General features: G+C 66.5%; 19 protein-coding genes. 12 read left to right on the forward strand and 7 right to left on the reverse strand.

Translation table 11 applies throughout. The features are described from left to right. Positions 1-104: 104 nt before the first annotated feature. Both CXQ91_RS13095 and CXQ91_RS13100 read right to left on the reverse strand, forming a co-directional pair. Complete coding sequence (locus CXQ91_RS13095) at positions 105-1,223, reverse strand: serine hydrolase (RefSeq protein ID WP_104174358.1); 1,119 nt, start codon at positions 1,221-1,223, stop codon at positions 105-107. Continuing rightward, positions 1,214-2,230, reverse strand: coding sequence for a magnesium and cobalt transport protein CorA (locus CXQ91_RS13100; protein WP_104174359.1), 1,017 nt, complete (start codon positions 2,228-2,230; stop codon positions 1,214-1,216). The genes CXQ91_RS13095 and CXQ91_RS13100 overlap by 10 nt, the downstream gene beginning before the upstream one ends. Positions 2,231-2,467: 237 nt before the next feature. On the opposite strand from CXQ91_RS13100, the gene CXQ91_RS13105 reads away from it, so the two are divergent. The 3 genes from CXQ91_RS13105 (at position 2,468) to CXQ91_RS13115 (ending at position 3,798) form a co-directional block, all read left to right on the forward strand. Further along, positions 2,468-2,869 carry a YccF domain-containing protein gene (locus CXQ91_RS13105; protein ID WP_104174360.1) on the forward strand — a complete coding sequence of 134 codons (402 nt, stop codon included), beginning with the start codon at positions 2,468-2,470 and terminating at the stop codon, positions 2,867-2,869. Between the two features lie 82 nt (positions 2,870-2,951). Then, positions 2,952-3,302: a helix-turn-helix transcriptional regulator gene (locus CXQ91_RS13110; protein WP_104174361.1), complete on the forward strand. Its 351-nt coding sequence runs from the start codon at positions 2,952-2,954 to the stop codon at positions 3,300-3,302. Next, positions 3,295-3,798 (forward strand): SRPBCC domain-containing protein, encoded by a 504-nt coding sequence (locus CXQ91_RS13115; RefSeq protein ID WP_181038878.1) that lies wholly within the window; start codon positions 3,295-3,297, stop codon positions 3,796-3,798. Before CXQ91_RS13110 ends, CXQ91_RS13115 begins: the two co-directional genes overlap by 8 nt. A 32-nt stretch (positions 3,799-3,830) precedes the next feature. Here the strand turns inward: CXQ91_RS13115 and CXQ91_RS13120 are convergent, their stop codons facing one another. Next, positions 3,831-4,583, reverse strand: a complete 753-nt coding sequence (locus CXQ91_RS13120; protein ID WP_104174363.1) for a 2-phosphosulfolactate phosphatase — start codon at positions 4,581-4,583, stop codon at positions 3,831-3,833. Then, complete coding sequence (locus tag CXQ91_RS13125) at positions 4,580-5,467, reverse strand: DUF4031 domain-containing protein (RefSeq protein ID WP_104174364.1); 888 nt, start codon at positions 5,465-5,467, stop codon at positions 4,580-4,582. The genes CXQ91_RS13120 and CXQ91_RS13125 overlap by 4 nt, the downstream gene beginning before the upstream one ends. 160 nt (positions 5,468-5,627) lie before the next feature. Between CXQ91_RS13125 and CXQ91_RS13130 the strand changes: the two genes are divergently transcribed. Further along, positions 5,628-7,364: an HNH endonuclease signature motif containing protein gene (locus CXQ91_RS13130; protein ID WP_104174365.1), complete on the forward strand. Its 1,737-nt coding sequence runs from the start codon at positions 5,628-5,630 to the stop codon at positions 7,362-7,364. Between the two features lie 144 nt (positions 7,365-7,508). On the opposite strand, the gene CXQ91_RS13135 is transcribed toward CXQ91_RS13130, so the two are convergent. Then, positions 7,509-8,843, reverse strand: a complete 1,335-nt coding sequence (locus tag CXQ91_RS13135; RefSeq protein ID WP_104174366.1) for an FAD-binding oxidoreductase — start codon at positions 8,841-8,843, stop codon at positions 7,509-7,511. Between the two features lie 191 nt (positions 8,844-9,034). On the opposite strand from CXQ91_RS13135, the gene CXQ91_RS13140 reads away from it, so the two are divergent. From CXQ91_RS13140 to CXQ91_RS13170, 7 genes are all read left to right on the forward strand, one after another. Beyond that, the gene (locus CXQ91_RS13140) at positions 9,035-9,445 is read left to right on the forward strand and encodes a molybdopterin-binding protein (protein WP_104174367.1); all 411 of its coding nucleotides are present in this window, start codon (positions 9,035-9,037) and stop codon (positions 9,443-9,445) included. Further along, the gene (gene modA, locus CXQ91_RS13145; protein WP_104174368.1) at positions 9,442-10,260 is read left to right on the forward strand and encodes a molybdate ABC transporter substrate-binding protein; all 819 of its coding nucleotides are present in this window, start codon (positions 9,442-9,444) and stop codon (positions 10,258-10,260) included. The genes CXQ91_RS13140 and modA overlap by 4 nt, the downstream gene beginning before the upstream one ends. A gap of 7 nt (positions 10,261-10,267) precedes the next feature. Next, complete coding sequence (locus CXQ91_RS13150) at positions 10,268-11,152, forward strand: ABC transporter permease (protein WP_104174369.1); 885 nt, start codon at positions 10,268-10,270, stop codon at positions 11,150-11,152. Then, entirely contained in the window at positions 11,149-12,207 is a 1,059-nt protein-coding gene (locus CXQ91_RS13155; protein WP_104174370.1) for a sulfate/molybdate ABC transporter ATP-binding protein, read from the forward strand. Before CXQ91_RS13150 ends, CXQ91_RS13155 begins: the two co-directional genes overlap by 4 nt. A gap of 198 nt (positions 12,208-12,405) precedes the next feature. Beyond that, the gene (gene betT, locus CXQ91_RS13160; RefSeq protein WP_258073965.1) at positions 12,406-14,628 is read left to right on the forward strand and encodes a choline BCCT transporter BetT; all 2,223 of its coding nucleotides are present in this window, start codon (positions 12,406-12,408) and stop codon (positions 14,626-14,628) included. Continuing rightward, a complete protein-coding gene (locus CXQ91_RS13165) occupies positions 14,625-16,139 on the forward strand; it encodes an aldehyde dehydrogenase family protein (protein ID WP_104174371.1) in 1,515 nt (504 codons plus the stop codon). Before betT ends, CXQ91_RS13165 begins: the two co-directional genes overlap by 4 nt. A gap of 6 nt (positions 16,140-16,145) precedes the next feature. Further along, a complete protein-coding gene (locus CXQ91_RS13170; RefSeq protein ID WP_104174372.1) occupies positions 16,146-17,726 on the forward strand; it encodes a GMC family oxidoreductase in 1,581 nt (526 codons plus the stop codon). Here CXQ91_RS13170 and CXQ91_RS13175 read toward each other — a convergent pair. Further along, positions 17,723-18,232 carry a carboxymuconolactone decarboxylase family protein gene (locus CXQ91_RS13175; protein ID WP_104174373.1) on the reverse strand — a complete coding sequence of 170 codons (510 nt, stop codon included), beginning with the start codon at positions 18,230-18,232 and terminating at the stop codon, positions 17,723-17,725. The genes CXQ91_RS13170 and CXQ91_RS13175 overlap by 4 nt on opposite strands. A 663-nt stretch (positions 18,233-18,895) precedes the next feature. Here CXQ91_RS13175 and clpB point away from each other — a divergent pair. Beyond that, entirely contained in the window at positions 18,896-21,565 is a 2,670-nt protein-coding gene (gene clpB / locus CXQ91_RS13180; protein WP_104174374.1) for an ATP-dependent chaperone ClpB, read from the forward strand. Here clpB and CXQ91_RS13185 read toward each other — a convergent pair. Next, complete coding sequence (locus tag CXQ91_RS13185) at positions 21,562-22,314, reverse strand: septum formation family protein (protein WP_104174375.1); 753 nt, start codon at positions 22,312-22,314, stop codon at positions 21,562-21,564. The genes clpB and CXQ91_RS13185 overlap by 4 nt on opposite strands. Positions 22,315-22,534 lie beyond the last annotated feature (220 nt).

A 22,534-nucleotide genomic window follows, 5' to 3' on the forward strand; every position in this document is an offset into this window, starting at 1 on the left:
CAATCATCACCGAGGCCACACCTCACTCAAAGGTCAGCCACCGGCCAGCCGCGTCACTAACCTCTCAGGTCAATACACCTAGTCCCGTCCGGATCTCCTCATGTCTAAGGCATCCGGAGGATCAGCGAAAACAGCGTGGCGTAGTCGTAGCTCGTGGTGCTGTTGGACATGATCACGATTCCCCTGCCCCGTTCCGGGTAGAGGCGCATGATGTTCCAGAACCCCAGCCCCGTGCCGAAGTGCTCCACATAGGATCCGTCGGGCCCGTTCGTGTGCTTCCGGAACCAGCCTGCGGAGTGGTCAAACTGTTTTCCTTTGACGTGTATATCGCGCATCGCCCGTGCCGTGGATTCCTGAAGGATGCGGCGCCCCTCAGAACCCGCGGTAGCTTGCGGAGCCGTGGCGGTCCCCGGCAGTGCCGCCAGTCCGTCATTGAGGTGCAGCCGGGCAAACGCGGCTGCATCCAGCACGGTTCCCACCAGGCCCCCGTAGCCGGCCCCGTCCACCAGGAACGGGTTGATCGAAGAGTGGTCGCCGTGCCTGGGCCCGAGTGTCCCCGTCGGGAGGACCCCCGCCAATACCGGCGCGATGGGGCGGGGGATACGGACATAGCCAGTGGCCGCGGTATGTCCCGGCGGATACGAGAATCCGGTTGAATCCATGCCAAGCGGGCCAAGGATCTCGCGTTGGACGTAGCCCGTGAAAGGTTCGCCCGACACTTGGCTGATGATCTGCGCCGCCACAAGGTACCCGACGTTTGAATAGTGTCCTGTGCCGCCTACCGGGTAGCGGAACGGGCGGCGCCGGGCCATCAGCTTTCGCAGCATCTCCTCCTGGTCCGGCCTTGGTGAGCCCGCCCGGTGGACCCACTTCACGGGCAGCGGATTGCCCAGGCCGGCCGAATGCGTCAGCAGCTGCCACACCGTGGGCTGGGCATGGCCGGGGGCCCGCAGCCAATCGAGATATTCGTGCACGGGTGCCTGCAGGTCCAGCAGCCCGTGGTCCGAAAGCCGCAGGGCCGCAGTGGCTGTCACCGGCTTCGTCATCGAAAACCAGGGATAGACCGTACCGGGCGTCGCCGGGGTCAGTGCATCAAGGTCCGCGTATCCTGTCCCGCCGGAAAAGAGCACCCGCTCCCGCGACACTACGGCCAGGGACATTCCCGGAACGCGGGCCCGTCGGGCCGTGTCAGCCAGGGCGGCGCGGACCGCGGTCAGATCCATTTGTTGTGCTTGAACGCCGCGTACAGGACCACGCCCATGCCCGCCATCAGGCCAAGGGCCATGGGGTATCCGAAGATCCAGTCGAGCTCGGGCATGGTGCGGAAGTTCATTCCGTAGATGGTGCCCACCAGGGTGGGGGCGAAGAGGATGGCGGCCCAGGAGGAGATGCGTTTGACCTGCTCGCTCTGCGCGAAACTGGATTCCGTCAGGCGCCGCATCTCGTCATTCTGGCGCTGGGCCACCAACGCGGCGTTGACCGTGAGCGCGTTCTGGAGGAGGGCCCTGAAAGAAGTGGTCCGTTCACCCAGCCGCAGGACGTGGTCCAGGACGTCGCGCAGGTGGTCCAGCAGTTCCGTGCCGGGGAGGTGCTCCGGTGTTCCGGTGAGCAGGGCCTGCAGGATTCCCGCCAGCGGACTGGTCCCGCGCTGGAACATGATGACCTGGCGGGAGAGCTCATAGATCCGGCGCGACACGTCCGGGTCTCCGCCGAAGAGGTCATCCTCGATCTCGTCGATGTCGTTTTCCAGCCCGGCCACCACAGGTTCATACTCATCCACCACCTGGTCCAGGATGGCGTAAAGCACGGCGTCCGGCCCCAGTGCCAGGAACTCCGGCTGGGATTCCATCCTCCGTCGGACGCGGGCAAGGTCCGGTGATTCGGCGTGGCGGACGGTGACTACAAAATCCGGTCCCACGAAAACGTGGATCTCACCGAACTCAACCTTTTCGACCTCGTCGAGGTAGCGCGCTGGGCGCAGCACCAGGAAGAGGGTCTCGCCGTAGTGCTCAAGTTTCGCGCGCTGGTGCCCGGTCAGGGCGTCTTCCACGGCCAGATGACTGAGGTCGAACTCATCCGCCACGGATCGCAGTTCCTGCGAGTCCGGCCGGTACAGCCCGATCCAGGCCATTCCCTGACGCTGCCGCAGCAGGAAGTAGGTCTCCTCCAGCCCTTCCGGGTCGGTGGTCCGGCGGCCATTCACATAGACGGCGTTATCAACGATGGTCACGGCTGCGTCTCCTTCTCCGGAAGGCCATTGGGCCTGACGGTGGCCTTACCCGGCAAGCTGCCAACAGTATGCGCCACCGCTGCCGCGAAGCGACGCGATGCCGGCGTAAGGATTTCGTAAAGACCGGGGCCAGGCCGGGCGGCCCCGTGCAGCGGCCCGGTACAGCAACCCGGTTCAGGGGAGTTTTCAGGGCAATCCCCGAGGTCGGATCGGGCGGGCGCGGGGGAGAATGGCGGTATGAAGACATTGCTCAACATCATTTGGCTGGTATTCGGCGGACTCTGGCTGGCGCTCGGGTATTTCTTGGCGGGGATCATCTGCTGCCTGCTCATCGTGACCATTCCGTGGGGAATCGCGTCCTTCCGGATTGCGGCCTACACCCTCTGGCCTTTTGGCCGCATGGTGGTGGACAAGCCGGGCGGCAACGGCGTGTTTGCCCTGCTGGGAAATGTGATCTGGCTGTTGGTCGCAGGAATCTGGATCGCGATCGGCCACGTGGTGACGGCGTTCGCCATGGCCATCACCATCATTGGCATCCCGCTGGCCATTGCCAACCTGAAGCTCATCCCGGTCTCGCTGATGCCACTCGGCAAGCAGATTGTGCCGACGGACCGGCCGTTCGTCACCAGCTACCGCTAAGGAGCATGCTCCGGGTCTTGACGCAGGCAGCGTGCAGGAGCATATTTAACTTATTAGTTAATTAACGAAAAGGTTATATGCGATGGCGGCCGATCAGCTCACCATGATCTTCGCGGCGCTGGCAGATCCCACACGGCGGGCAATCCTGGCGCGCCTTGCCAGCGGCGATGCCACGGTCAACGAGCTGGCGGAGCCTTTCGACATCAGCCTCCCGGCCATTTCCAGGCACCTCAAAGTGCTGGAAGCCGCCGGGCTGATTTCCCGCAGCCGCTCCGCGCAATGGCGGTCCAGCCGCCTCGAAGCCGGGCCCCTCCAGGAGGCCACCCAGTGGATGGAAACGTACCGCCGCTTCTGGGACTCCAGCTTCGACCGCCTGGACACGCACCTCAAGAGAATCCAATCCCAGGAAACCGAGGATGACCCAAATGGTTGACAAAGCAGGACCAACGGAAGTTTCAGCGCAGCTGTTGACGCCAGACGACTCGATGCTGGTCATCACCCGTGACTTCGCCGCCCCCATCGGCGTCGTGTGGTCCGCCCTCACGGACCCGGACCAGGCTCCGGCCTGGTGGGGGCCGCGCGGATTCCACACGCCGCGGGAGACCATCGAAGCCGACTTCGAAGTGGGCGGCATGTACCGTGCCTGCATGGTCAGGGAAGAGACAGGCGAGAAGCTCTGGTGGAGCGGGGTCAACACCGAAATCGATCCGCCGCACCGCCTCGTGTTCACCCACGCCTGGGACAATGCGGACGGCACCCGGGGCTTCGAAACGGAAGTGACCTTTGAACTCGAGGAAACCGGCCCGGCCACGACCCGGATGACGTTCACCCAGGGACCCTTCGACACTACGGAGAACCGCGACGGGCATGGCGGGGGCTGGGGCGAGTCGTTCGACCGCTTGGCAGAGCACCTCGGCAGCGCGGCCTGAGCCGCTCTACTTTTTGGCTGTCATAGGCACCCTTACGCCCGTCGGAACGCGCCGCCGTCGAGAAGCGCGACGGCGGCGCTCCGGTTGAGTTCCGCCGCGATCTCCACGTCCTCGTGGTAGCCGCCGAAAACCAGTTCCCGTCCACTGGAGCATTCGAGCAGTGTCTCATTGAGGAGCGGCCCGGCAGCGGCGAAGGCGTCCATGGCCCACCGGGCTTCAGGGGAGAAACCTGCCCGGCGGTGCTCAGGCAGCGACGCCAGGAAAGCACCCGCGCCCAACTGGTCCTCGAGCGCCGGGCGGAGTCCGCCGTCGGGCCATTTTTCGCCGGCCGCGATGACGGCGATCACTGCCGCCGGCGGAAGGTTCCGGGCGGCCCAGTCCGCCGTGGCCCGGGCGTTCCGGAGGCACACCGCCGCCACCCGCGGCACCGCTCCCGCCAGGGAGTGGGCAAGTGTCGAGCCGTTGGGCGACGGCAGCACCACACGGTCCAGGGTGGGCACGTCCCGCAGGCTCGCGGGCGACAGGCTCACGCCGTTGCCGCCGCGACGGCCGGCCAGCACTGCCTCCTGCTGCGCGGCGAAATCAGCCGCAGTGCTGTCGTTCCAGCGGTAAGGAAACACCTCGGCGCCGCGGTCCACGGCAACGCTCACGCACGTGGTGAAACACAGAACGTCCACCACCACGGCCAGTTCGGCCCCAGGCGCAACGGCCACGGCGCCGTCGTGCCCCCAGTCGAAACGGACGGTGAACGGCAACTGCCGGTGCGCGGCGGGCACCTCGCTCACGCCAGCTTGCCTTCGGGGTTCAGCTCGCCTTTGAGGTTGCGTCGGGCGGAATCCAGCCAGAGTTCCCGGCCGCGGGCCGTGTTGAACAGCGGGTCCAGTTCCAGCAGGTGACGGACGACGGCGGCGCGTCCGGCCGCGAAGTCGGCGTCGCCGATGTGCGCGAAGTCTTCCCGGACGGCGCTGAGGTAGCGGCCGTAGGCCTTTGGTTCGCCGCCGAGTACGGAAAGGTCCGCGTCGCAGAGGAGGGCGCCGTCGTCGTCCCCGGCATCCGGCCGGTGGTCGGCAGTGAGCCGGACCAGCCGCCCCACCTCGTACGCCTCGTCTTCGGACAGGCCTGCATGCAGGAGCCGGTCCTCGGCGAGCCTGGCTGATTCCTCCTCGTCCTGGCCGGCGATGCCGCGGTACACGGCGTCGTGGAACCACGCGGCAAGGACTACGGTGCGGGGCGGATCGGCAGGTTCGGTGAGCAGGTCCAGGGCCTCGAGGACGGACAGCAGGTGGGTGCGGCCGTGGTACTTGCGGTGCTCCTCGCCCCAGCGGTCCAGGAGGTCCAGGAAGAGGGCGTCGTGGCCCGGCAGCACGGCGTTCCAGCGGTTCAGCAGCGGCACCTTGAGGGCTTTGCCGCGCTCGCGGGCCGGGATACGGAGGCCGCTGGCGATCAGTTTGCGGACCAGGACCCGGGCCTCCACGGGGATGGCGCCGGCTGCCACGAGGGCGTCATACCGGGCTTCGGAGACGTCGTAGTGGTCGCCGTCGAACGCCCTGTCCGTAATGCCGGCGGCGTCCGCGAAGCTGTGCAGCTCCTCGAGGGACGTGTCCGAGATGAGGTGCGAAAAGTGGGTTCCGTGGGCTGGCCAGAGCGGCGGATCCAGGTAGACGGCCATGAGGGAAGTCTAGTGCCGCGGGCGCCCGTGCCTGGTGCGGGAATGCCTGAGCGGTCGGCAGATCGCCTGGATGTATGGACCACGGCTGGCTGTGCAGCCAGCGGGTTCCACTGCCAGGGCGGCCTGCTTTTTTGTCTGACCCCTTTGGCAGAGTTATCCCATGGAAGCTGTTGGAGAACTCGCCCCGAACCAGGCCCCGCGCCTAGGGCAGATTTCCAGCGCTCCGTTAGAGCCTGTGCCGCTGGGCCGGACGCTGCATGCCGTTCCTCCGGATGGCCGCTTCGGCCGTGGTTCTAGCAGTCAGCCGGAGTCCGGCGCCGGCGGGTCCAGTGATCTGGCGCGGTGCCTTGAGCTGCTCAGGACCTTGAGTTCGACGGCGGTCGACGACGCCGCGCTGCTCGGCTTCCGCGAGGCCGCGGACTTCGCCGACAAGGTCGAGGAAATCTCCCGGGCCGCCGAATACCTGCAGATCGTCGCGGCCGGGGCCGTGGACCGGAGCCGCCGGGAAGCCGCAGCGGCTGCGCGCCCGGCCGCAGTCGGCTCAGGCGCGGGCGGCTCCAGCACCGGGGTTGGCTGGGTCACGGGATGGGGCGCAGAAACGGCCGCAGCGGATCATGAGGCGCCCCCGGCGCCGAACCCCGCCAATTCGGACCCCGCCAATTCGGACCCGGCTGATGACGGGTCCCGGAACGCGGCCGAGTTCCTCCGGGCACGGCTACGGATCAGCGCATCCGAGGCCCGGCGCCGGATCAGTCTCGCGTCCGCGGTGCTGCCCCGGACCGGGTTTGCGGGCAACACGGAACCGGCGGTGCGGCCCGAACTCGCCGCCGCCGTCGCCACCGGGACCGTCGCGTCCCGGGCCGCGACCATCATCACTCTGGCCCTGGACCGCGTCCGGCACCACGCCACCGAGGACACCACAGCCCGGATGGAACACGCCCTGACCCGCACCGCAGCCCAATACGACACCGACTTCCTCACCCGGATCGCCCGCCGCTGGACCGACGCGATCGACCAGGACGGATCCGAACCTTCCGAGGAAGAACTCCGCCGCCGCCAGGGCGTCTTCCTCCGCCCGGCCCGCCGCGGACTCCACCACCTGGAAATCTTCGCCACCCCGGACCAGTACGAACCCCTCCTGACCGTCATGAACACCGCCACCAACCCCCGCACCGGGGCGGTTGCTGACAGCGACGGCACGGACAGCGACGGAAACGGCGGCGGCCGCGGAACCGACACCAGCGGAACCGGCGGCGGACCTGACGCCGATCTGGACCAGCGGACCCGTCCGCAGCGGCTCCTCGACGGCCTGGTCGGTGCCTGCAAAGCAGCCCTCACCACCGATTCGCTGCCCGCCGCGGGAGGGCTCCGGCCCCAGGTGATGGTCACCATCGACTACCGCGACCTGCTGGACCGCCTCGAACACACCACCGCCCAGGGACCCCGCTACCGAACCGGAAGCACCGGCAGGCTCCCCGGCACGGGCTCGTGCACGTTCACCGGCCCGGTCCCGGCGTCCACGGTCCGGAAGATCGCCTGCGATGCGGACATCATCCCCGTCCTCCTCGGCAGCCAGGGACGCATCCTGGACATCGGCCGCACCACCAGGATCTTCCCGCCCCACATCCGCAAAGCCATCACCGCCCGCGACCAGGGCTGCGCCTTCCCCGGCTGCACCATCCCCGCCCCCTGGTGCGAAGCCCACCACATCACCTATTGGTCACACGGCGGACCCACCAGCACCGACAACGGAACCCTGCTCTGCTCCCATCACCATCATTTGATCCACAAGGAGAAGTGGACCATCCAGGTCAAAACCGGCATCCCCTGGTTCATCCCGCCACCACACATCGACCCACGCCAAAGACCTCAGCAGAACGACTACTTCAAGACGTGAATACCGGGTGAGGTCGGGCGCCGCTATGGGTCGAACCGGAAGCGTGGAATGGAATCGGCCCGGTGCTAACGGCCGAGGCCAGCCAGCTGCCGTAGTCCGACGCAGCGTAAGCACCAGGCCTCGCCTGCGGCTGGTCATTACGCCCTATGCCGGGGCGGGCGGGATGTTCTGGTTGCCGCGGAACACGTTGTCCGGATCGAACTCCCGCTTCACCTGGGATAGCCGGACGAAGTTCTCGTTCCCGAAGGCTGCCTGGACACGTGCCTGCCCTTCGTCACCCACGAAGTTCAGCCACACTCCGCCGGTGGCATACGGCGCAATGTCATGGCGAAACCTCTTGACCCAGGCCTTGGCTTCCTGCCCGCCTTCGGGAGTCTCCTCGATGCCGAAGGGGTGGCTGACCCAGCTGGCGTTGCGGTTCTGCAGGGGAGTCAGGGCGGCAGCGGGTCCGCCCACAGCCCCGCCCCAACGGGCTATCAGCTGTTGGGAATGCGGTCCCGGGAGGCTGCGAGCTGAATCGATGAAGATATCCAGCGCGTCGTCGGAGAGCTCGTTATGATAATCGGCGCTCCAGTAGTTGTAGAGGTTGGGCGGATCGTCGATCATGCACTGGAAATCGGCGTAGTTCATGTCGCCCACGAGGTCAACGGCGGGACCCAACTCACGGTACGGTTTGGCCTGTTCGGCACCCTCGCCCGCATCGCCGGCGAACACGTACGCCATCCCCACGGCCAACTTCCCGAGCATTTCTTCCGGCACGAACGGCTCCGGCGGGGCTGTCAGGTACACCAGGGCTGAGCCGACGGCGTCCGGCGCCTTGAGTGCCAGGTCGCGGTAGCCGCGGCTGATCTCCGGCGCCGCGTCGCCCGGCCAGAGCATCAGTCCGGCATGGACTGTTGGACCTAGTTGGTGGAGCGCGAATTTGAAGGACGTGGCCACCCCGAAGTTTCCGCCACCGCCGTGCAGTGCCCAGAACAGTTCGGGGTTCTCTTGAGCGCTGGCCGTCACCAGTTCGCCGGCTGCCGTGACGAGGTCCACCGAGACAAGGTGATCGCAGGCGAAGCCGTATGCCCTTTCCAACCAGCCCGAGCCGCCGCCCAGGGTGAAGCCGGCCAACCCTGTGGTGGAGACGCGGCCACCGGTCATGGCCAGGCCGTACTGCTGTGTGGCACGGTCGAACTCCCCGCAGGTCACGCCGGCGCCAATGGTTACAGTGCGGCTTTCCGGGTCCACCTCAATGGACTTCATCGGGCGCACATCCACCACCAGGCCGCCGTCGTTCATGGACATCCCGGCGACTGAATGCCCGCCTGCGCGGACAGCTACGGCAAGTTCGTTGTCCCGTGCATGCTTCAGGGCCTCGGCCACTTCGCCGGCAGTGCCGCATGGCGCAATCACGGCAGGGCGCCGGTCGATCATCGCGTTGAAAAGCTTCCGGGATGCGTCATAGTCCGGACTGTCAGGCCTGATCCATTGCATTGCAACGCTCCTTCGCGCTGGCGGCTCCGCCCCCACGAAAAATCGTACTGCCGCAACCCTTGGCCGGGCTATGGCTCCTTCTTACGGGAGTCTTTCGCTTGGGCTGGCCCGCTTTTCCGATTCGTCGGTTACTCCGAATTTGCGGATGAATTAGCCTTTCGTATCCGCAAATGAGGAAATATGCTTGTCTGATGTCAACAATAAGGATCGCGGAAGCTGCCAGGTTCCTGGGCGTCAGCGACGATACCGTCCGCCGCTGGACCGAGAACGGAAGCCTCACTCCGGTGAAGGACGAATCCGGCCGCCTGGCCGTGGACGGGTTCGAGCTGGCCACTCTCGCCCGCGAACAGGCACAGCTTCCGGAAGATCCAACCCGGGTGGGCAGTTCGGCCCGCAACCGGTTCGTCGGCCTGGTCACGGGCATTACCGCGGACAAGGTCATGGCCCAGGTCGAACTGCAGTGTGGGCCGTTCCGGGTGGTGTCGCTGATGAGCAGCGAAGCCGTCCGGGAACTGGGCCTTGAGCTCGGCTCGGTGGCCACCGCCGTCGTCAAAGCCACCACCGTGATCATTGAAACGCCCCACGGAAAGAGCATCGTGTGAACGTCCGGAACCTGCGCCTTACCGCAGTGCTGGCACTTGGCGCCGTCGCCACCGGCCTGGCCGGTTGTGCCCCCGCATCGCAGTCGCCTTCAGCTGCCGCGTCTTCGAACGGGACTGCACCGCAAGAGGCACGGCAGCTGTCCGGGACCGTCACCGTCTTCGCAGCGGCGTCGCTCAAGGCAACGTTCACTAAACTGGCCGGCGAGTTCGAAGCGAAGAACCCCGGCACCAAGGTGACGCTCAGCTTCGCCGGTTCCTCGGACCTGGTCACACAGATCACCCAGGGTGCACCCGCTGACGTGTTTGCCTCGGCCGACACCAAGAACATGGCCAAGCTTTCCGACGCCAAACTCATCGACGGTACGGCGACGGACTTCGCCACGAACGTCCTGGAGATCGCCGTCCCGCCGTCCAACCCGGCGTCGATCGACTCCTTCGCCGACCTCGCCAGGCCGGGCCTCAAGGTGGTTGTGTGTGCCAGCCAGGTCCCGTGCGGGGCCGCGACGGACACCGTGGAAAAGGCCTCCGGCGTCACGATTTCCCCGGTCAGCGAGGAATCATCCGTTACGGATGTCCTGGGCAAGGTGACCTCAGGTGAGGCCGACGCCGGCCTGGTGTACGTCACCGATGTGAAGGGCGCCGGCGACAAGGTGAAGGGAATCCACTTCGCCGAGGCCGGCAAAGCCGTCAACACCTATCCCATCGCCACAGTAGGCTCAAGCAGGAACAAGGAACTTGCCGCGGCCTTCATCGCCATGGTGACTGGTACCGAAGGCAGGAAGACCCTCGCCGACGCCGGCTTCGGCGCACCGTAAGGAGACCATGGGACAGGCCAGGGCAAGCGGGTACGACGGGATTCCGCGCTGGATCTACGGGATCGCCGCTGCGGGCGGCCTGTTCGTCCTGCTGCCGCTGGCAGCGATGGCGGCGAGGGTCAACTGGCCCCAGTTCATCCCGCTCGTGACGTCCGACTCCTCCCTGACGGCTCTCGGGCTCAGCCTGCGGACCTCGGCGGCGAGCACCGCCCTGTGCATCGTCTTCGGAGTGCCGTTGGCCTTGGTGCTGGCCCGTTCGACCTTCCCGGGCCAGCGCCTGCTGCGTGCCTTCGTGCTGTTACCGCTGGTGCTGCCGCCCGTGGTGGGCGGCATCGCCCTCCTGTACACCTTCGGCCGCCAGGGCCTACTGGGCCGGAGCCTGGAGGTCGCCGGGATCCAGATTGCGTTTTCGACGACGGCGGTGGTCCTCGCGCAGACGTTCGTGGCGCTGCCGTTCCTGGTGGTGAGTCTGGAAGGTGCGCTTCGGACCGCGGGTGGCCGGTACGAGGCCGTGGCCGCAACCCTCGGAGCCCGGCCCACCACTGTGCTGCGCCGTGTCACCGTGCCGCTGGTGCTGCCCGGTCTGGCGTCCGGGGCTGTGCTCTCCTTCGCGCGGAGCCTCGGCGAGTTCGGCGCGACGCTCACCTTCGCGGGGAGCCTGCAGGGGGTGACCCGGACCCTGCCGCTGGAAATCTACCTGCAGCGGGAAACGGACGCCGATGCCGCCGTCGCGCTTTCCCTGGTGCTGGTGGCGGTCGCTGTGACCGTTGTGGGGCTGACGTACCGGCGACCGGGCACGCCGGGCCGGCGCAGTGCCCCGGCGGGTGCGGACCCGGCAGGCGCTGACCTGAGACGCGCCGCCGCCGGCGGACGACCGGACGGCAACCGGTGAGCTTTCACGTGCAGGCAACGCTGGGCACCCGCGGATTCGACGTCGGTCTGGGCCTTGCGCCGGGCGAAACCGTGGCGGTACTTGGCCCTAACGGGGCAGGGAAATCCACCCTTCTGAATGTCATTGCCGGACTCCTGCGGCCCGATTCCGGCCGGGCCGAAATCGATGGAAAGGTGCTGTTCGACCTCGACGGCGGCGCCAGCACCTGGACCGCACCGCACCACCGCGGAACGGCCCTCCTCGCGCAGGAGCCGTTGCTGTTCCCGCACCTCAGCGCCCTGGAAAATGTGGCCTTTGGACCACGCAGCGCTGGGATTCGGCGGAAAACCGCCCGGGAGTCGGCCCGGAAGTGGCTGGCCGCGGTGGACGCCGGGGAACTGGAAGCACGGCGGCCGGCCGAACTCTCCGGTGGACAGGCGCAGCGCGTGGCGGTGGCCCGGGCGCTGGCGGCCAACCCCGAGGTGCTGCTGCTGGACGAGCCCATGGCAGCCCTGGACATCCATGCCGCGCCGCTGCTCCGCAGGCTCCTGAAGAAGGTCCTGGCCGGGCGTCGCGCCATCATCATCACCCACGACGTCCTGGACGCCCTGATGCTGGCCGACCGCGTGATTATCCTGGAGGCCGGCAGGATCACCGAGGAGGGTCCTACCCAGGAGGTCCTGCAGCGGCCGCGGAGCCGGTTCGCCGCCGGGCTGGCCGGCCTCAACCTCTTTCCGGGGACGCTCACCTCCACCGGCATCCGGACAGCAGAGGGCCTGGAGGTGGCCGGGCACCAGGACGAGGAAGTATTCCCGGCCGGCGCCGGGCAGCCCGGCGTAGCCGCATTTCCGCCGTCGGCCGTTTCCGTGTTCCTGACCGACGCGCACGGCAGTCCCCGGAACTCATTCGCCGTCACGGTTACGGACCTGGAGCAGCACGGGGACCAAATCCGGGTCCGGGCCGATGGGATGTCCGCCGACATCACTCCCGCAGCCTCGGCGGACTTGGGGCTCGCCCCGGGAATGACGGTCTATTTCGTGATCAAGGCGGCTGCAGTCGCCGTCTATCCCGCCTAGCAAACGCCCCCAAACTGCGGTAAACGGTACCAAACGAGTGAGTAGTCTCATAAAACTTGGGGGTGCGGTGGAGCGCGTTGATAGCGTCGAAAGCCAAGCCAGACGCAATGAGACGCCCGGCCCGGCTTCCGCGCGCCAACGCGCCGCGCCGGTTGACCGGGCGTCTGGACCGCAGCTTCAAAAACTGAAATGGGACCGATGAGCCAGAACTCCACAGCGCCCTCCGGCGCGCCGTCAGGACCTGAAGTGTCCGCAGGGCCGCCGGCCACAGGACCGCCAGGGCAGGCATCCCCGGCGTCAGGCGGGCCATACGGGCCAGGCGGGCCGGCCGCGCCGGACACCGGACCCGAACGCACAACACGGGTCAACAAGACCGTCTTCTTCGGCTCGGCGACGGGGGTCGTGGGAATCGCGTTGTGGGCCATCCTCGCCAAGGACAATGCCGAGGCCGTCATAGGCTCCATGGTGGGCTGGGTGTCCACCAACATGGGGTGGTACTACTTCCTGATCGTCACGGCCGTGGTGGCTTTCGTCCTCGTGACCGCGCTGTCCCGGGTGGGGAAGACCAAGCTCGGCCCGGACCATTCCAAGCCCCAGTTCGGCATGTTCACCTGGGCCGCCATGCTGTTCGCCGCCGGCATCGGCATCGACCTGATGTTCTTCTCCGTGTCGGAGCCGGTCAGCCAGTACCTGGCCCCGCCGCAGGGCGAAGGCGGTAATGCGGAAGCCGCACGCCAGGCTCTGGTCTGGACCCTGTTCCACTACGGCATCACCGGCTGGGCGCTCTACGCGCTGATGGGGCTGGCCCTGGGCTACTTTGCTTACCGGCACAACCTTCCGCTGAGCATCCGCTCCGCGCTGTACCCGATCTTTGGCAAGAGGATCGAAGGCCCGGTGGGGCATGCCGTGGACATCGCCGCCCTGCTCGGCACCATCTTCGGCATCGCCACCTCGCTGGGCATCGGCGTCGTGCAGCTCAACTACGGGTTGAACTTCATGTTCGGCATTCCCGAGAACCTCTCGGTGCAGATCGGCCTGATCGCGCTGTCCGTGGTGATGGCCACCGTCTCCGTGGTCTCCGGCGTCGAAAAGGGCATCCGGCGGCTGTCCGAACTCAACGTCATCATGGCCGTGGCCCTGATGCTGTTCGTGCTGGTGGCCGGCAAGACCAGCTTCCTGCTGGACGGCATCGTGCAGAACATCGGCGACGTCATGAGCCGCTTCCCGTCCATGACCCTTGATACGTTCGCGTACGATCGGCCTACCGACTGGATGAATGCCTGGACCCTGTTCTTCTGGGCGTGGTGGATTGCCTGGGCGCCCTTCGTGGGGCTCTTCCTGGCCCGCATCTCCCGCGGCCGGACAATCCGCCAGTTCGTGCTCGGCACCATGACCGTGCCCTTCATCTTCATCCTGCTGTGGATCTCGGTCTTCGGAAACTCCAGCATCGACCTGATCATGAACGGCAACGCGGCCTTCGGCGAGGCGGCCATGAGCCACCCGGAGCGCGGCTTCTACAGCCTGCTGTCCCAGTACCCCGGAGTTCCGGTGACGGCCGCCGTCGCCACCTTCACGGGACTGCTGTTCTATGTCACCTCAGCGGACTCCGGGGCGCTGGTGATGGCAAACTTCACCTCGCACCTCAAGGATGCCGACGCCGACGGTCCGGAATGGATGCGCGTGTTCTGGGCGGTGGCCACCGGCCTGCTGACCCTGGCCATGCTGATGGTGGGAGGGGTGTCCACGCTGCAGAACGCGACGATTGTGATGGGCCTGCCGCTGTCCCTGCTCCTGGTGTTCATCATGCTGGGGCTGTACAAGGCCCTGCGGGTGGAGAACTCCCTCAACGACAGCTACCGGGCCAGCCTGCCGGGCATCATCACCGGCCGGGCAGGCGAACAGCGCGGTGGACGCAGCTGGCGGCAGCGGCTCACCCGTGCCATGAGCTACCCCGGGCGCCGGCAGACCACGCGCTTCATGGAAACCGTGGCGGTTCCGGCGCTGCGCGAGGTCAGCGAGGAACTGAAGACCCAGGGCGCCGAGACGGTCCTTTCGGTGTCCACGGTGGAATCCTGCGGGATCGACAGCATCGACCTGCAGCTTGCCATGGGGGAGGAGCGGCCCTTCAAGTACCAGATCTATCCGGTGCAGTACGAGACGCCGTCCTACGCGACCAGGCGGGCAGACCCGGACGACCACTACTACCGGATGGAAGTGTTCTCCCTCGAGGGCAGCCACGGCTACGACCTCATGGGCTACACCAAGGAACAGGTCATCACCGATGTCCTTGACCATTACGAACAGCACCTGGAATTCCTGCACCTAAACCGTGCAGCACCGGGGAACACCGTCCTCGTCGAGGACCAGGTGGCAAAAGACAATTGGGAATCAGACTTCGAAACGCAGGAGGCAGCGAAATGACCACCGCAACGCTATTCATCGGCGGCACTTGGAGTGCGGCGTCCGACGGCGGCACCCGGGAGATCCGCTGCCCGGCCGACGGCGAGCCGGCCGGCGTCGTCTCCGAAGCCAACGCCTACGACGCGGTCCGTGCGGTCGCCGCCGCCAGGGAGGCGTTCGACGGCGGCGAGTGGGCCGGCATCCCGGCCCTGGAGCGCGGCTCGTTCCTGCTGCGAGTGGCCGCGAGGCTGCGGGAGCGGAAGGACGAATTCGCCCGCGCCGAAACGCTGGACACCGGCAAACGCCTGGTGGAAAGCGAAATCGACATGGACGACATCGCCAACTGCTTCGAGTACTTCGGCAAGATCTCGGGCCAGGACTCCGGCCGGCTCGTGGACGCCGGCAGCAGCACCGTGGTCAGCCGGATCGAATACGAACCCGTGGGCGTCTGCGCGTTGATCGCCCCCTGGAACTACCCGCTGCTCCAGGCCGCATGGAAGATCGCCCCGGCGCTCGCGGCCGGCTGCAGCTTTGTGCTCAAGCCCAGCGAGCTCACACCCCACACCGCGATCCTGATGATGGAGGTCCTGGAAGAACTGGGCCTGCCCGCGGGCGTGGCCAACCTCGTCCTGGGCGACGGTAAGACTGTCGGTTCCGTGCTTTCCGGCAACCCGGACGTGGACCTGGTGTCTTTCACCGGCGGACTCGAAACCGGCAAGACCATCGCCGCCTCGGCAGCCGCCACGGTCAAGAAGGTGGCCCTGGAGCTCGGCGGGAAGAACCCCAACATCATCTTCGCGGACGCCGACTTCGACGCCGCCCTGGACAATGCGCTCAACGCCGCGTTCGTCCACTCCGGCCAGGTCTGCTCCGCCGGCTCGCGGCTGATTATCGAGGAATCCATCGCCGAACGGTTCGTGGACGAGCTGGTGCGCCGGGCGGAGCGGATCCGCCTGGGCGGTCCCTTCGACCCCGACGCCGAGACCGGGCCGCTGATCTCCGCCGCCCACCGCGACAAGGTGGCCGCCTACGTGGACAAAGGCATCGCCGAAGGCGCACGCCTGCGTTGCGGCGGAAAGTGGGGCGACGGCGAGCTCAAGAAGGGGTACTACTACCTGCCCACCGTCCTGGACCAGGTCACCAGCGGAATGTCCGTCCTCAGGGACGAGGCCTTTGGCCCGGTGGTCACCGTGGAAACCTTCACCACCGAAGCGGAAGCCGTCCGGCTGGGCAATGACACCCACTACGGCCTGGCCGGTGCCGTCTGGTCCCAGGACGCCGGCAAGAGCCAGCGGATGGCCCGCAGACTGCGCCACGGCACCATCTGGATCAACGACTTCCACCCCTACCTGCCGCAGGCGGAGTGGGGCGGGTTCGGCCAGTCCGGCGTCGGCCGGGAGCTGGGACCCACGGGCCTGGCCGAATACCAGGAAGCCAAGCATGTTTATCACAACATCGATCCGCAGGTGACGGGCTGGTTTGCGGACCACGCCGCAGCCGGGAACACAGACGCCGCCGCAGAGGGGAAGTAAGCGCATATGACAGCCTTGGACAAGACGGACTTCGACTACATCGTCATCGGCGGCGGTTCCGCCGGTGCGGCAGTGGCCTCACGGCTGAGCGAGGACCCTTCGGTGGAAGTGGCGCTGGTGGAAGCCGGGCCTGACGACCGCGGCGTGGCGGCCATCCTGCAGCTGGACCGCTGGATGGAGCTGCTGGAATCCGGTTATGACTGGGACTACCCCATCGAGGAGCAGGAAAACGGCAACTCCTTCATGCGCCACGCCCGCGCCAAGGTGATGGGCGGCTGCTCCAGCCACAACTCCTGCATCGCCTTCTGGGCTCCCCGCGAGGACCTCGACGAGTGGGAACAGAAGTTCGGCGCCACCGGTTGGAACGCCGAGATGGCCTACCGGCTGTACAAGCACCTGGAAACGAACGAGGACGCCGGTCCGGACGCGCCGCATCATGGTGACAGCGGCCCTGTGCACCTGATGAACGTGCCCGCGGCGGACCCCTGCGGCCGCGCCCTGCTGGATGCCTGCGAGGAATCCGGCATCCCGCGGGTGCGCTTCAACTCCGGCGAAACCGTGGTCGACGGCGCCAACTTCTTCCAGATCAACCGCCGCGCCGACGGTACCCGATCGTCGTCGTCCGTTTCCTACATCCACCCGGTCATGGACCGGCCCAACTTCACCCTGTTGACCGGGCTGCGCGCCCGCGAACTGAAGTTCACCGCGGACAACCGCTGTACCGGCGTCGACGTCGTGGACAACTCCTTCGGGAAGACCCACGCCCTGACCGCACGCGCCGAGGTGATCCTGTCCGCCGGCGCCATCGATTCGCCCAAGCTGCTGATGCTATCCGGGATCGGCCCGGCCGCGCAGCTGGAAGAGTTCGGCATTCCGGTCCGCTCCGATTCGCCCGGAGTGGGCGAGCACCTGCAGGACCACCCCGAAGGTGTTATCCAGTGGGAGGCCCGGAAGCCCATGCCGGAGTCGTCCACCCAGTGGTGGGAAATCGGGATCTTCACCACCACCGAAGCGGGCCTGGACCGGCCGGACCTGATGTTCCACTACGGCTCCGTGCCGTTCGACATGCACACCCTGCGCCAGGGCTACCCGACGACGGACAACGGCTTCTGCCTCACGCCGAACGTCACGCACGCCAGGTCGCGTGGAACGGTCCGGCTCCGCAGCCGCGACTACCGGGACAAGCCCAAGGTGGATCCGCGGTACTTCACCCACCCGCACGACATGCGCGTGATGGTGGCGGGCATCCGCAAGGCCCGGGAGATCGTGGCACAGCCGGCCATGGCCGAGTGGGCGGGCAAGGAACTCTACCCGGGCGAGGCCGTCCAGACCGATGCGGAAATCACGGACTACATCCGCAAGACCCACAACACGGTCTACCACCCCGCGGGAACTGTCCGGATGGGCGCTGCGGACGATGCGATGTCCCCGCTGGATCCGGAGCTGCGGGTGAAGGGCGTGACCGGGCTGCGCGTGGCGGATGCCTCCGTCATGCCCGAGCTGACCACAGTGAACCCGAACATCACCACCATGATGATCGGGGAGCGCTGCGCGGAACTCGTCAGGGCCGCGCGGCAGGCTTCCTAGCGCGCTTCGGATTCATCCTTGGCTTCGCGCCGCACGGGGTGCTGGCTGGTGATGGACACGCGGTTGAACGCGTTCATGGTGATCACCAGCCAGCTCACCGCCGAATACTCTGCCGCATTCAGGTGCTGCCGGGCATAGCCGTCCTCACGGTCCCGCGTGTGGGCGTCCGGCAGGGTGGTGATGGACTCCGCCAGCGCCAAGGCCGCGCGTTCCTTCTCGGTGAAGAGGGCGGTGTCCCGCCAGGCTGCCAGGACGGCGAGCCGCTGCGTGGTTTCCCCCTTCTTGAGGGCATCGGCAACGTGCATGTTCAGGCAATAGGCGCAGCCGTTGATCTGCGAGATGCGGACGTTGAGGAGCTCCGTGAGGGCCCTGCTGATGCCGGCCTCGTCAGCCGCTTCCCGTGCTTTGAGGCCCAGTCCGTTAAGTGCTCGCCAGACCGACGGGCTCTCCTTGTCGATGAAGATGTGCTGGGTGGTGGGGTGCGGGGCTTCAGGGGTCTGGTCCATGGATCCCAGAATACCCACCCCTGCATGACAGGTTTTGTCATTATCGTGACAAGCGCAAGAAAGCATTGTAGTGTTTTCAACGGATCGCCCGCCCGCCCCTGCGGCGGGCGGCGGTCCACCAAAGAAGTCTCTGTGTGGAGCCGTGCGTCAGTGATGTGCAGGCTGCCCGCACCAGCCGGAGGGCGGTTCCTTGGGGGAACCGCCCTCCGGCATGTCCGGACAGGGGTGCCGGAGTCGGGGGCTGCCACCCGCCCAGGCCGGGGTCACGTTCCGGGCATGTCCAGCGCCTCATACGCCCGAATGCCGGCGCCGAGCGGCGTTCCCTGGTCCGCTGGGCCGCTTCAGGCGAGCTCTCCGCCATAAGTTCCTGTGCTGACTGGGTTGCGATGTAAAGAACTACAAACTTCTTCATCAGAGGTCCTCGTCTTTAGTGCCTTGCGGTGTCGGGTGGGTCGCCCTTCCGTTTCGCAGGCTCGAGCCTAGGCCGAAGGTTCGTCCGGGTCTATGGGCTCTCGCGGAAACTCCCACGGTGCCGACTACGGGCCGATCGCCCCTAGACAGCCATTTCGCCGTCGGCAAACATGGACCTAAAGGCGCAGTCCGCAAAGTTGAGCGTTGTACACTCAACTTTAAGAGTTGATTTATCCCCGAAAGGAGCTCTCTTTGGACGCCAAGTTCACCACCAAGAGCCAGGAGGCTCTTTCCGCTGCTGCCATGAACGCCTCCACGGCGGGAAATCCGCAGGTTGAGCCGGCCCATCTTCTCAAGGCGCTCATGGACCATCGGGAGGGTGTCGCCGTCGCGCTCCTGCGTGCCACCGGTGCCGATCCGGATGCCGTGAGCGTCCAGGCCAGCACCGCCATCAAGGCCCTTCCGGCCTCGTCAGGCACGTCGGTGCAGCAGGCCCAACTTTCCCGGGCGGCCCTGCAGGCCATCAAGAATGCCCAAAACGAGGCGGATAAACTGGGGGACACTTTCGTTTCCACCGAGCACCTTCTGCTGGGTCTCTCCGCCGGCAGCGACGCCGTCGGAAAGCTGATGCGCGACGCCGGCGCTTCCCACGAAGCGCTGCTCGCCGCCCTGCCGGGTGTCCGCGGGGACCGTAAGGTCACAAACGCCGACCCGGAGAACACCTTTCAGGCATTGGAGAAATTCGGCACGGACCTTACTGCCATTGCGCGGTCCGGCAAACTGGATCCGGTTATTGGCCGCGACGCCGAGATCCGCCGCATCATCCAGGTGCTGAGCCGCCGCACCAAAAACAACCCCGTCATCATTGGTGAGCCCGGTGTGGGCAAGACCGCTGTCGTTGAGGGCCTGGCTCAGCGGATCGTCGCGAATGACGTGCCGGAAAGCCTGCGCGGCAAGACCCTCATCGCCCTGGACCTGGCCTCGATGGTGGCCGGGGCAAAGTACCGCGGCGAGTTTGAGGAGCGGCTGAAGGCCGTCCTGGAGGAAATCAAGAGTTCCGAGGGGCAGATTGTCACCTTCATAGACGAGCTCCACACCGTGGTGGGGGCAGGCGCCTCCGGGGACAGCTCCATGGACGCCGGTAATATGCTCAAGCCCATGCTTGCCCGTGGTGAACTGCGCCTGATCGGCGCCACCACCCTGGACGAATACCGGGAGAACATCGAGAAGGATCCTGCCTTGGAGCGCCGCTTCCAGCAGGTGTTCGTGGGCGAGCCGAGCGTGGACGACACCATCGGCATCCTCCGCGGCCTCAAGGAGCGCTACGAGGCCCATCACAAGGTCTCCATCGCGGACTCCGCCCTCGTGGCCGCCGCCACGCTGTCCAACCGCTACATCTCGGGGCGCCAGCTCCCGGACAAGGCAATCGACCTGGTGGACGAGGCCGCCTCACGCCTGCGCATGGAGATTGATTCCGCGCCGGAGGAAATTGACCAGCTGCGGCGCCAGGTGGACCGGCTGACCATGGAAGAGCTGGCCCTCGCCAATGAGAAGGACGCAGCGTCCGTGGAGCGCCTGGCCGCGCTGCGGGCGGACATGGCGGACAAGAAGGAAGCACTGTCGGCACTCAACGCCCGCTGGGAAGCCGAGAAGGCCGGCCTCAACCACGTCGGTGACCTCAAAGCCCGGATCGACGAGCTGCGCTCGGCCGCGGAGAAGTACCAGCGCGAAGGGGACCTCGCTGCCGCCTCCCGCATCCTCTACGGCGAACTTCCCGCACTGGAACGCGAGCTGTCCGCCGCCGCCGAGGCCGAGTCTGCCCGGGTGGCCGGCGGTGGCGCCAAGCAGGAACTCATGGTGGCCGACGAAGTCACGGCAGGTGACATTGCTGAGGTGATTTCGGCCTGGACCGGAATTCCGGCCGGGCGCATGCTTCAGGGCGAAAGCCAGAAGCTGCTGCACATGGAAGAGGAGCTCGGCAAGCGGCTGATCGGCCAGAAAAAGGCCGTCGCTGCCGTGTCCGATGCGGTCCGACGTGCCCGCGCGGGCATCAGCGATCCGCACCGGCCGACCGGATCGTTCCTGTTCCTGGGACCCACCGGTGTGGGCAAGACCGAGCTTGCGAAGGCACTGGCGGAGTTCCTGTTCGACGACGAACGCGCCATGGTTCGGATTGACATGTCCGAGTACGGGGAAAAGCACTCCGTGGCACGTCTGGTCGGAGCGCCTCCGGGCTACGTGGGCTACGAGGAAGGCGGCCAGCTGACCGAAGCCGTCCGTCGTCGTCCGTACTCCGTGGTGCTTTTGGACGAAGTGGAGAAGGCGCACCCCGAGGTGTTCGACATCCTCCTGCAGGTGCTCGACGACGGTCGTCTCACCGACGGCCAGGGCCGCACTGTGGATTTTCGCAATGTGATCCTGGTGCTGACCTCGAACCTGGGCAGCCAGTTCCTGGTGGACCAGACCTTGGATGCCAACGCCAAACGCAGTGCCGTCATGGCCACGGTGCATGCTTCGTTCAAGCCTGAATTCTTGAACCGGCTGGACGAGGTGGTGCTGTTCGATGCCCTGGACGTTGAAGAGCTGGCCCGGATCGTGGAACTCCAGGTGGCGGAACTCGGCCAGCGGCTGCACGACCGCCGGCTCAACCTGGAAGTCACCGACGGCGCCCGAGCGTGGCTGGCCATGACAGGCTTCGATCCTGCCTACGGTGCGCGTCCGCTGCGCAGGCTGGTGCAGCGCGAAATTGGCGACCGGCTGGCCAAGGCCATCCTCGCCGGTGACATCGCCGACGGGGACACCGTCCTGGTCGACACTGCCGCCGGCGTCGACGAACTCACCATTGCCAGCCTGGACGGCCCCGAAGGGCCCGACGGTGGTGCCCTTGCCGGCAGTGGACTGTCCGTGCGGCGGAAGAGCTAGGGGATGAGGGATTCCATGATGATGTTGCCCTTGTCCGCTGTGACATAGCAGTCCACCCGCCTGTCGCCCTGTTCCCAGCTGGTGTCACTGGGGTAGGCGTTGCGTTGCATGAGGACATAGTTGGCCACGGCGTCGGTCAGCCCGGCGCCCTGGCAGATCTCGCGGCCCTTTTCCCGAAGTGCGGCGACGCCCGGGTACGAGTCCGACTCCGGGTATCGGTGCACGGCGACCAGCTGTGCGGAGTGGCCCGTGGTGCAGGGCACTACCCGGGATGCAGTGGCTTCGGGATCGAAATTCTCGAAGCAGTCGCCCAGCTGGTAGTCCAGGGCCCCCACCCCATCCAGGGGGAGCTCGCCCCGGGTTGCCTGCGCGGACGGGGACGCCGACTCCGTGGCCGGGGGCTGGGTTGTTGCCTGCTGGTTGCCGCTCCCGAGCAGGGTGGCAACCCACCAGATAAGCAGGCCCAGCAGAATCAGGCCTGCCACCACGATGCCGGCCTTCAGCAAGGTCTCCTTTGACACAACCGCCGGAGTTTCGTTGGACGGAGTGTCGTTGGACTGAGCAATATCGGACGTCTCATCCGACGGCGTCTCCCTGGGCGCGGGATCGTCCGTGCCGGCCGGCGGCTGGACGGGAATGCTGCTGGTCGGCGGTCGGGCAGGGGGAGGCGGCACGACTGGCGGCAGTCCGGTTCCCGGGGTTGTCTTCGGGTTCCCTGTGCTGTTGCCTGTTGCGTTCTCGTCATTCACGTGAGGATTCACCCTTCCCGGCGTCCTTTCCTGGCTTTTCCCTGCTTTTCCCCGGAGGAATGTCGCAGATGCGGCCGCTGGCTTGGAGTCGCTCAAACGACTCTACCGAAGAAAATAGGCGGGCCGATATGGCCGGGACCAGTGCAAACGTGGCAACTCTGCTCCGGAGGTAACCGGTCGGGGCGCAGTTACCGCTGAAAGCATGTAATCTAGGTGTACG

The sequence above is a fragment of the Arthrobacter sp. Y81 genome, from assembly GCF_002929335.1.
Classification (GTDB): domain Bacteria; phylum Actinomycetota; class Actinomycetes; order Actinomycetales; family Micrococcaceae; genus Arthrobacter.